This is a genomic window from Flavobacterium sp. (assembly GCF_003525665.1).
Lineage (GTDB): Bacteria > Bacteroidota > Bacteroidia > Flavobacteriales > Flavobacteriaceae > Flavobacterium.
The window spans coordinates 27,475-37,508 of record NZ_DQDX01000028.1; the positions used below are offsets into that span (position 1 = coordinate 27,475).

11 protein-coding genes are annotated in these 10,034 nt (G+C 31.3%); 7 read left to right on the forward strand and 4 right to left on the reverse strand.

Going from position 1 to position 10,034, the window contains the following annotated elements; all coding sequences use genetic code 11:
* From DIU01_RS01900 to DIU01_RS01915, 4 genes are all read left to right on the forward strand, one after another.
* The coding region (locus DIU01_RS01900) for a glycosyltransferase (protein ID WP_290831569.1) at positions 1–513 on the forward strand (513 nt) is incomplete at its 5' end.
* A complete protein-coding gene (locus DIU01_RS01905) occupies positions 503–1,852 on the forward strand; it encodes an O-antigen ligase (RefSeq protein ID WP_290831570.1) in 1,350 nt (449 codons plus the stop codon). The genes DIU01_RS01900 and DIU01_RS01905, both read left to right, overlap by 11 nt.
* Positions 1,824–2,837 carry a glycosyltransferase family 4 protein gene (locus tag DIU01_RS01910; protein WP_290831571.1) on the forward strand — a complete coding sequence of 338 codons (1,014 nt, stop codon included), beginning with the start codon at positions 1,824–1,826 and terminating at the stop codon, positions 2,835–2,837. The genes DIU01_RS01905 and DIU01_RS01910 overlap by 29 nt, the downstream gene beginning before the upstream one ends.
* 45 nt (positions 2,838–2,882) lie before the next feature.
* Entirely contained in the window at positions 2,883–4,277 is a 1,395-nt protein-coding gene (locus tag DIU01_RS01915; protein ID WP_290831572.1) for a sugar transferase, read from the forward strand.
* 109 nt (positions 4,278–4,386) lie between these two features.
* Here DIU01_RS01915 and DIU01_RS01920 read toward each other — a convergent pair whose 3' ends face one another.
* Together DIU01_RS01920 and DIU01_RS01925 are read right to left on the reverse strand one after the other, a co-directional pair.
* A complete protein-coding gene (locus DIU01_RS01920) occupies positions 4,387–5,502 on the reverse strand; it encodes a DUF4105 domain-containing protein (protein WP_290831573.1) in 1,116 nt (371 codons plus the stop codon).
* Between the two features lie 10 nt (positions 5,503–5,512).
* A complete protein-coding gene (locus tag DIU01_RS01925; protein WP_290831580.1) occupies positions 5,513–6,496 on the reverse strand; it encodes a PorV/PorQ family protein in 984 nt (327 codons plus the stop codon).
* Positions 6,497–6,724: 228 nt separating this feature from the next.
* Here DIU01_RS01925 and DIU01_RS01930 point away from each other — a divergent pair, with 228 nt between their 5' ends.
* The 3 genes from DIU01_RS01930 (at position 6,725) to DIU01_RS01940 (ending at position 9,397) form a co-directional block, all read left to right on the forward strand.
* The gene (locus DIU01_RS01930) at positions 6,725–7,456 is read left to right on the forward strand and encodes a CDP-alcohol phosphatidyltransferase family protein (protein WP_290831574.1); all 732 of its coding nucleotides are present in this window, start codon (positions 6,725–6,727) and stop codon (positions 7,454–7,456) included.
* A 132-nt stretch (positions 7,457–7,588) separates the two neighbouring features.
* Positions 7,589–8,431 (forward strand): glycoside hydrolase family 25 protein, encoded by an 843-nt coding sequence (locus DIU01_RS01935; protein WP_290831575.1) that lies wholly within the window; start codon positions 7,589–7,591, stop codon positions 8,429–8,431.
* A 114-nt stretch (positions 8,432–8,545) separates the two neighbouring features.
* Positions 8,546–9,397 (forward strand): helix-turn-helix transcriptional regulator, encoded by an 852-nt coding sequence (locus tag DIU01_RS01940; RefSeq protein WP_290831576.1) that lies wholly within the window; start codon positions 8,546–8,548, stop codon positions 9,395–9,397.
* A gap of 47 nt (positions 9,398–9,444) precedes the next feature.
* Here DIU01_RS01940 and DIU01_RS01945 read toward each other — a convergent pair whose 3' ends face one another.
* Both DIU01_RS01945 and DIU01_RS01950 read right to left on the reverse strand, forming a co-directional pair.
* Complete coding sequence (locus tag DIU01_RS01945; protein WP_290831577.1) at positions 9,445–9,684, reverse strand: DUF5808 domain-containing protein; 240 nt, start codon at positions 9,682–9,684, stop codon at positions 9,445–9,447.
* Positions 9,677–10,027 carry a HepT-like ribonuclease domain-containing protein gene (locus DIU01_RS01950; RefSeq protein ID WP_290831578.1) on the reverse strand — a complete coding sequence of 117 codons (351 nt, stop codon included), beginning with the start codon at positions 10,025–10,027 and terminating at the stop codon, positions 9,677–9,679. Before DIU01_RS01950 ends, DIU01_RS01945 begins: the two co-directional genes overlap by 8 nt.
* Positions 10,028–10,034 lie beyond the last annotated feature (7 nt).

Sequence of the window (10,034 nt, forward strand, 5' to 3'; positions counted from 1 at the left end):
AAGAATCATTTTTTGTTACTTGAAGTCGCTGAAAAACTCAAAGAATCGCATCCCGATTGGACTTTTCATTTAGTTGGAAAAGATTTTAATGATGATTATTCTACTAAAATAAAAAGCGAAATTATTGCTAAAAATTTATCTGATACTGTTTTTGTTTACGGTTCAAAATCTGATACTCAAAATTGCATCAGTCAATGTGAAATAGCAATTTTAACGTCGCAGTCGGAAGGTTTGCCGGTAGCATTGTTAGAGTATGGACTGAATAGTAAACCAGTAGTTTCAACCGAAGTGGGAGAAATTCCATTGATAATCAAAGATGGTGAAAACGGATTTATTGTTCCGAAATTTGATGCCGATGCGTTTTATTTATCTTTGAAAAAGTTAATTGAGAATGATGAATTGCGAATCAAATTGGGACAAGAACTTAACAAAACAATCATTATTAATAATTCTGAACAAGCCGTAATTCAAAATTACACAAACTGGTTACAAAAAATAGAGCATGCAGAATAAGGAAAAAAATTATCTTTTTTTAATTCTAGTTCACCTTTTATTGGGTGTTGTAATTTATGCTGCGCCATTTGTTTCTAAACTCTATGGTTACTTTATTTTGTTTGGAGGCGTCTACTTTGTAGTAAAAACTAGAAATAGGAACAATGAAGTTCTTCTTGCCGCTGCTTACATTGTTGGAAGTGAAGTGTTTTTAAGAATGACAGGTGGAAATCCCAATCACGAATTTTCTAAATATGGCGTGATACTATTTCTTTCTATGGGAATGTATTACAGTGGTTTTTCCAAAAATGCTGTTCCCTATTGGATTTTTCTAATTTTGTTAGTTCCCGGAATTATAATTGGCACGCAAACCTTAAATTTAACCACAGTAGATATTAGAAAAACAATACTTTTTAATGTTTCTGGTCCAATTTGTTTAGGTTTTGCTGCCTTGTATTGTTACAATCGAAAAATTAGAATTGAAGAAGTTAACAATTTATTGCTTGTGATGGGTTTGCCTATTGTAAGTTGTATGATGTATTTAACTTTGTTTACGCCCGATTTAAAAGAAGCATTAGGTGGAACTGGTTCTAATGCCTTAACTTCTGGAGGTTTTGGACCTAATCAAGTAGCAACTGCTCTTGGGTTGGGTATGTTTATTTTCTTCTCTAGAATTATACTTGCTTCTAGAACAAAATTGTTTTTTGCCATCAATTTGTTTTTAGTTCTAAACATTACTTACAGAGGTTTAATTACTTTTTCTCGTGGCGGTATGATTACTGGTTTTGTGATGATACTCATTTTATTAGCATATTTATACAAAATATCGAAGTATAGAGGTAAAGTAAAATTGAATTATTTAGTAGTAATAATTGCTATTACTATGAGTGCAATATGGGTTTATACCGAGAGTCAAACTGGCGGTTTGATAGGTAAACGATACAACAACCAAGACGCATTGGGTAGAACAAAAAAGAGTAAGTTTACTGGTAGAGAAGAAATTGCAGAAAATGAGATCAATGCTTTTATAGCAAATCCATTTTTTGGAATAGGTGTTGCTAAAGGTACCGAATATCGTTTAGAACAAACAGGAGATGTTGTTGCTTCCCATAATGAAATTACTAGAATGCTAGCCGAGCATGGTTCTTTGGGCGTGGCAATGTTATTAATTTTATTTTTCACACCCATTTTTTTATATTTAGACAATAAGCAAAATATTTATCTATTTTGTTTTTTATTATTCTGGTTATTAACTATAAATCATGCTGCGATGCGAACTGCTGCGCCGTCATTTGTTTACGCATTGTCACTTTTAAAAGTTAGATTTCAAGATGAAGAACCTGCTATACATAGGGAATAAACTTGCCATTCACGGAAATACAGCAACTTCTATTGAAACTTTAGGTAGCTTTTTGGAGTCTGAAGGCTATCATTTGACCTATGCTTCTTCCAAGAAAAATAAAATAGCTCGACTTTTAGACATGATTTTTGTAACCATAAAATCATCGAAGCGAGTAGATTGCGTATTAATTGATGTTTACAGTACACAGAATTTTTGGTATTCGGTAATTATTAGTCAGTTGTGTAGGGTTTTGAATTTGAAATACATAGCTAAACTTCACGGTGGCAATCTACCAAACAGATTGAAGAGAAGCCCATTTTGGTGCGATTTAATTTTTAAAAATGCCTTTAAAATTTCAGCGCCTTCACAGTATTTAATGATTGCATTTCAATCTAAATTTGCTTCCAATTTAATGTACATTCCAAATTCAGTTGAAATTGCTAACTATGATTTTTTAAATCGAGAAATCAGTCAGCCTAAATTATTGTGGGTGCGTTCTTTTTCTAAAATTTATAATCCTAAAATGGCAATTACTGTTTTTTCCGAATTAAAAAAAGAATTTCCCAATGCCGAGCTTTGTATGGTTGGTCCAGATAAAGAAAATCTAATTGATGAATGTAAAGCATTTGCTGAAAGTTTAAATGTAGAAGTTACTTTTACTGGTAAATTATCGAAAGAGGAATGGATTGAATTGTCTAAAAATTATTCTGTTTTTCTTAATACAACGCACTTCGACAATACTCCAATTAGTGTAATAGAAGCAATGGCTTTGGGCTTGCCAGTAGTTTCTACAAATGTGGGCGGAATCCCCTTTCTTTTAGAGCATGAAGAAAACGCTTTATTGGTCAACGATAACGATGCTCAAGCTATGGTTAACGCAATTAAATTATTAGTATCGGATACTAATTTGACCAAAAATATAATACAAAATGCAAGAAACTACATTGAAGATTTCGATTGGGAAAAAGTAAAATATAAATGGTTTGAAATTTTAAAATCATAGGATAGTTTACCCCAGATTTGCTAACTTGCAGCTTTTAAAATAGAAATGAAAAGTAACAAAAAAATACATTTTGAAGTATCCGAAAGAAAAATTCTTCTCAAGGGTTTTGATATTATTTGTGTTTTAGTAGCATTGTATTGCGTTAGTTCACTATTTGATTTTAAATATTTTACATTTTCTACAACCAATTTTTATTGGACTATAGTGCTTGCGCTTTATCTTCATGTTTTTGGTTCGGTTTTCGAAATGTACAATCTCCAAACGTCCAGTAATCAGTTTCAAATAATTAAAAGTATTATTTTAACTACTTCAACAACAGTTCTTTTTTATCTTCTTACGCCAATCTATACACCAGTTTTGCCGTCAAATAGATTGCAAATTATATTTTTCTTTCTAGCTATTTTTATGGCTTTGTTACTTTGGAGAATTTTTTATGTAAAGTTTTTAGCTTCCCATCGATTTTTTAAAAATGCCATTTTGGTTTGTGATAAAGAACAACTGCAGGAGTTAATATCCGGACTTCAAAATGCCGATCCGCATTACAAGATTATCGGATTTGTAAATTCTGATGGGGAAGATTCTTTTGATATAAACATACCTGGAACTGTAAATATTAAAACAGACGATTTAGAATATTATGTTAGAAATAATTCCATTTCAGAAATAGTCATTGCATCACAAAAAACCGAAGGAATTACCGTTAGTTTATACAATCAATTGATTCATCTTCTAGAAAACGGAATCACCATAAAAGAATACACTCAAGTCTACGAAAACTTAACGCAACGCATTCCTGTTCAGTATGTTTCAAGAGATTTCTACAGGTATTTTCCATTCAGTCGCAGCAATCAAAATCAACTTTATTTATTAATTACAAGATTAATCGAAATCGTTTTTTCACTAATCGGATTACTGATTGGGTTATGCTTTTTACCTTTAATTTTAATCGGAAATTTAATTGGAAATCGCGGTAACCTATTTTATGTTCAAGATCGTGTAGGTCAGAATGGCCAAGTTTTTAAGATTTTTAAATACCGAACAATGGTTAAAAATGCCGAAGCCAATGGTGCCGTTTTTACCAAATTAAATGACAAACGAATTACTCCTTTTGGAAAATTCATGCGAAAAACAAGACTAGACGAATTCCCACAATTCATCAATATCCTAAAAGGCGACATGGCCATTATTGGACCACGACCAGAACGACCAATTTTTGTACAAGAAATAGCCTCAGTTATGCCGTTTTACGAAACGCGTCACATCATAAAACCAGGTTTAACAGGTTGGGCACAAGTCAATTATGCTTATGGTGATTCTATGGAAGATAGCCTTGTAAAACTGCAGTATGATTTGTACTACATCAAGCACAGAAGTATTTTTCTCGATATAAACATCACTATAAAGACCTTTAGTACGGTACTTTTTTATCGAGGTCAGTAGATTATGTAGAAACGAATGGCTTGCGATTTCTTGGTTTCCATTTTCCTGCTGTCCATTCTATCTTTTTCTTTAAGAAAAATAAAGAAAAAGGATGCCATTCCCATCAGGGTTAATTAATCAAGTTTGGAGCTTTCTTGTATTCTCTCAAAAACCTTAGTAATATAAATCCATGAGCAAACATAAACGGAAGCATCAGCACAAAATGGGGTTTGCCAATCATAACGCCAAAGTAAATTAGCAACATTACTGTGCTTACAAGAAGTAAATTTTTAAACCATTTTCCACTCAAAAAAGGCAAAATCAAAAACAACGGATTAAATAACAAGGCATTGTAATTCCACAAAAGTTCCTCGTGCAACGAATACAATCCAACCAAACAAAAGAATAATCCAAGCAATCCAATGATGAAAATATACGTAAAAGTAACAACACGTTTATTTATCGCAACAATAATCAATAGGAGTAAAGCAATAAAATAAATACTATTCATAAAAGAAAAACCAGACTCAAGCGGACTTCCTTTTACAATAACTTCTTTTTTGGTAATCAACGGTTTTCCGTTTACAACGGCTTTATCAAGACTATGCATTAACTCAACAGGTAGAAATAACTGTTCAGCTTTGCTATCTGTTTTTGCTCCAAAAATAATGTTGATTCCAAGTTTGTAATAAAAGTGATTTTCAAAAAAAGGATACAACAAGGCTCTGTATGAAATCGTAGTATCATCTACTTTCTTGATTAAATCGGTTCCAATGGTTTCATTAACTTTGTCAACGACCATTGTGGTACAATTTTTATCAATAAACTTATAAGTATAATTGCGTTCTTCAGAAAATAAAGAAGCATTCAATTTTTCGAATAATTCTTGCTTTTTTATTCGCGGTAAATTCAAAGTTTGTTCCACAACTTCTCTGTTTTCATTGTAATATTCTACAATAAAATCTTCATACGAAGTGGCGTTTATAAAATACTGTAAATCGCCTTTTACAAATTTTAAATAGAAATTTGGCGCTCTAAAATCGAATGCTCCATAGTTGTAAACAACGTCTAAATTGTTGGCGTCATCTTTAATTCTGATAGCAGTATGACCAAAAGTAGTGTACAATTCGTTTCCTCTTCCGCAGGTAAAAATACTAACCGATGCATTTTCTGAAAGTGGCGGATTTTGAGCAAAACTTAAAAATTGGAAAAATAAAAACAGAAGAGAAAGTAGTAGTTTTTTCATCAGAAGAATTTTATCTAAAAATACTCAAATCCACTTTAACCGAAAAAATATTAGAATACAAAGCCGCACTTTGATCTCCTAAATCGGTCAATGCATAATCAATTTGAATGCCTTTATACTTGAAACCAATACCAATATTGGGCTGAAATCCTATTTTTTTAGAATTGTCAATTTGGGTAACATTTTGAAAATTTCCAACGCCAGCTCTAAGAAAAACTAGATTGGTATAGCCATATTCAAATCCAATTGCGGGATCAATACTTACAACATCTGTAGCAATAATATCATTAGTTTTTGCAAATTGCATGTTTAAATTAGCCGATGCAAGCAACGAAGTTTCATTATGAAATTCAAATAATTTTGACATTCCCAATTGTGCTTTTGGCAAAGTAATCTCAGTACTTTCGGGCAATTCTTGATTTTCACCCGGAATAGCATCTTTAATTTTATTGTATTCGTCTTCGTCAATTGCCCAAATATTGTATGTTGTTGTGATATCTCGAAGCATCAATCCATATTTCCAGCTGTTGCGTTCAAATTGTAATCCGAAATCAAATCCAAAACCCCAAGAATTAGCAAAATCACCAATTACACGACGAATAACTTTGGCATTTACACCATATTGAAATCCAGGAACTTGAAGTTTTCTAGCATAAGAAAACGTCACGCCATAATCGGCTGTAGAAAATAAACTAATTCGATTGTAATCTATATTTCCTTCGTTATCAATAAGTTGTGTAGTGTTTAAAATATCATCGACACCAAATCGAATTAAAGAAATTCCCCAAGCACTTCGGTCGTCAATTGGTTTTGCATAAGCGATGTAATCATATTGAGCGATATTGGCAAAATAACTCGCGTGCATTAAAGCCACTTGTCCGTCTTCAAGCCCAATCAATCCTGCCGGATTCCAATAACCCGAGTTTACATCATTAGTATTTGCAACCACAGCATTAGACATTCCCAACGCAGCAGCATCAACACCAATATTCATAAACTCATTAGAATACTTTCTAACTGCCTGACTATAAGCAACTGAGTATCCTAAAAAGAGGATTAAAAATAGAATTTTTTTCAAAGCAAATATTTTTTCAAAAATAGAAATTTTTATCGAGCTATCACGATTTACAATTCATAATAATTTCGCAACAAAATCTCTATTTACAAACGTACTTTTGTATAAACTTATTGTATTACATTTGTCGTTACAAAAAATAAAAGCATGAACATTAAAAAACACCTTCCGAACCTAATTACTTTAATCAATCTTTTTTGCGGTTGCATTGCTGTGGTTTTTGCCTTTAATCAAAACGTTGAGATGGCTTTTTTCTTCGTTGCTTTGGGCATCTTTTTTGATTTTTTTGATGGATTTTTCGCGCGTTTATTTAATGTCACAAGTCCGTTAGGATTACAATTGGATTCTTTGGCCGATATGGTTACAAGTGGCGTTGTTCCAGGAACAATTATGTTTTTTATGCTTACCAATGCGTTGAATATTGATGTTTCAAATTTTGAAATTACTAATGTAAACTTTTGGTTTGCTCTTTGTGGTTATGTAATTACTTTGGGTTCTTGTTTTAGATTGGCCAATTTCAATATTGATACACGTCAAACCGATTCATTTATTGGTTTGCCAACTCCAGCAAATGCGCTTTTTATATTGAGTTTACCATTGATATTAAAAAACACCGACTCGTTAATAATCTTAGGATTACTTACAGATAAATGGTTTTTATTAGTAATAACACTTTTCAGTGCTTATATTTTGAATGCCGAAATTCCGCTTTTTGCTTTAAAAATCAAGAATTTTAGTTTCCAGAAATACAAACTTCAAATTGGTTTCGTACTGTTTTCAGTTGTCTTGATTGTCATGTTGCAGTTTCTTGCAATTCCTTTAATCATAATTAGTTATGTTTTATTATCGGTTGTGAATAATATGTTGGCGAAAAAGTAGTTATTAAGTGTTCAGTGCTCAGTGTTCAGTGTTCAGTGTTCAGTATTCAGTGTTTAGTGTTCAGTATTTCGATTTTTACAATGTGATTAAGTTTGGATTTTGGAATTTTAAACTTTGGAATTTCACTTATTTATGGCAAAAACTACTACCCGAAAACCCGCAGTTCGTAGAAAACCTACCAAGAAAAAGAAGTCTTTTTTTTCTCCAAAAGTCGTTGTTATTTCAATTTTAATTTTAGGATTTTTCTTCGGAGTTTATCATTATCGCAATGCTATTTTGTATTATTTTAGTTTCAAATCAGATAAAGTTTTGAAGGCTGATAAAGTAGCGCAAGCTAGAATTTTCCAAATTTTAGAAGCACATAAAAACCTAACTTTCGGTTTGGATGTATCACAATATCAAGGTGATATTAATTGGAGTGAAGTAGATTCAGTTGAAAATAAATTTCCATTGCATTTTGTTTTAATTCGAGCAACAGCTGGCGATGACAAAGAAGATAAACAATTTGATGCCAATTGGAAAGGAGCCAAAAAACATAACTTAATTCGCGGCGCTTATCATTATTATCGTCCAAATGAAAATTCTATTGAGCAAGCCAATAATTTTATAAAAACCGTAAAACTCAGTAAAGGCGATTTGCCACCAGTTTTAGATATTGAACAACTTCCTAAAAACCAATCTATTGATAGTTTGAAAGTAGGGTTAAAGCGTTGGCTCAAAAAAGTCGATGCACATTATAAAGTAAAACCTATAATTTATACTGGCGAACGATACTATGAAGATTTTTTAAAAGAAGAATTCGAAGGTTACACTTTTTGGGTTGCCAACTACAATTTTTTTGAAGAAAACATTAAAGACGATTGGCTCTTTTGGCAATTTACAGAGAAAGCCGTTATAAAAGGAATCAATCATAATGTAGATTTAAACATCTATAACGGAACTCCAAAGATGTTGGAATATTTGACTATTAATTAATTTGAATCTAATAATCAATTGTTTAGAAGTGACGTAAAAATGTCATATCTATTTCAGCTGAAATTTTTGGTTTCTTTTTTTGAAAAGCATAATCTTGCTGAACAATTTTGAAATATGAATCAACCAGAATTAGGAAAAAAGATTTTAGAATTAAGACTTGCAAAAGGATTAACGCAAAGTGAACTTGCGGAAAAAAGTAATGTAAGTCTAAGAACTATTCAAAGGATTGAATTGGCAGAAGTTACGCCAAGAAGTTATTCTATAAAATCTATTTTTTCTGTTTTAGAGTTTGATTTTTATAACTCAATTGTTCCAAAAGAGAGTGAAAAGACGTCATCACTTAGAAATTGGATAATTAATTTGTTTAATTTAAAAATTCACACAATGAAAAAATTATCATTCTTAACCATTGTATTTGTTGCCACTTTTTTATTGTTAACAAAAAATGATAGTCATGCGCAAAATATAAATGGTTGGTTTAAAACAGGAAGTAAAGCAAAAAGTTATGAAATTGGACTTAATAGTTCTGAAAGTAAAACTGGTAAAAAATGTGCTTTTATAAAATCTATTGATGAAGAAATTAATGGTTTTGGTGCATTGATGCAAAAATGCGACGCAAAACTCTATTTGGGTAAAAGGATCAAAATGACTGGTTTTGTGAAAGCAGATGAAGTTCAAAATTGGTCTGGAATGTGGCTAAGAGTAGATTCAAAATATGGAGGAAAATCCTTGAGTTTTGATAACATGAAAAACAGACCAATTAAAGGTTCAACAGATTGGGTAAAATGTGAAATTACGTTAAATGTTCCAAACGAAAGTAGTACACTTAATTATGGTGTGTTGCTTAACGGAAAAGGAACTGTCTACTTTGATAGGGTTTCTTTCGAAGTTTTAGGTAATATTACTGAAGAAGTGGTTGTAAAGAAAATCCCTGAGAAACCTTCAAATATTGATTTTGAAGATTAAGTTTAAAAACAGCAAAATTTACATTCCTAAATTTTGCTGTTTTTATATTATTTTTTAGTCATTACAATCATAAAAACTACAAATCCAAAAAAGCACAACATACCAACAAAAAATAAATACGATTTTGGATGTGCGAAATTTAGTGTTGCACCGAGATTTGGGTTCTTTTTATCAACTAATAAACGTTTGTCTTCTTTGTTGTAATAGAACAAATTCCACTTCCAATTATTTGGATCTTTATGCCATTTTTCTAGTGTTTCTTTGTTTGGCGATTCTAAATCATTCATTTTCTTTCAATAAAGTGGAAATATCAATCTTTAATAAAGGTAAATGATTGATTATTATTGCCCAAATTGTTTCGTCAGAAATGTTATCATAAGCGTGAATAACTTGATTTCGCAAGCCAATTATTGCATTGGAGTCTTTTATTTTGGTTATAAGTGACGAATCTCTTTTGATAATTCTATTTGTTGCTTCTCCAATAATTTCGAGATTTCTTTCAACAGCTCTTTTTCGCATCAGATTTTTTTGATATTCAAAAAAGTCCATTTTTTCATTAATAAAAAAACTCTCAATTTCATCAATTGCAAGTTTAATATCATACAACCATTTTAAAATTCTATCGTCCATAAATTAA

Excerpts from the sequence above, each read along its gene's own strand:
- DIU01_RS01905 (WP_290831570.1), top strand. The coding sequence starts at position 503 with ATGCAGAATAAGGAAAAAAATTATCTTTTTTTAATTCTAGTTCACCTT.
- DIU01_RS01910 (WP_290831571.1), top strand. The coding sequence starts at position 1,824 with ATGAAGAACCTGCTATACATAGGGAATAAACTTGCCATTCACGGAAAT.
- DIU01_RS01915 (WP_290831572.1), top strand. The coding sequence starts at position 2,883 with ATGAAAAGTAACAAAAAAATACATTTTGAAGTATCCGAAAGAAAAATT.
- DIU01_RS01920 (WP_290831573.1), bottom strand. The coding sequence starts at position 5,502 with ATGAAAAAACTACTACTTTCTCTTCTGTTTTTATTTTTCCAATTTTTA.
- DIU01_RS01925 (WP_290831580.1), bottom strand. The coding sequence starts at position 6,496 with ATGAATATTGGTGTTGATGCTGCTGCGTTGGGAATGTCTAATGCTGTG.
- DIU01_RS01930 (WP_290831574.1), top strand. The coding sequence starts at position 6,725 with ATGAACATTAAAAAACACCTTCCGAACCTAATTACTTTAATCAATCTT.
- DIU01_RS01935 (WP_290831575.1), top strand. The coding sequence starts at position 7,589 with ATGGCAAAAACTACTACCCGAAAACCCGCAGTTCGTAGAAAACCTACC.
- DIU01_RS01940 (WP_290831576.1), top strand. The coding sequence starts at position 8,546 with ATGAATCAACCAGAATTAGGAAAAAAGATTTTAGAATTAAGACTTGCA.
- DIU01_RS01945 (WP_290831577.1), bottom strand. The coding sequence starts at position 9,684 with ATGAATGATTTAGAATCGCCAAACAAAGAAACACTAGAAAAATGGCAT.
- DIU01_RS01950 (WP_290831578.1), bottom strand. The coding sequence starts at position 10,027 with ATGGACGATAGAATTTTAAAATGGTTGTATGATATTAAACTTGCAATT.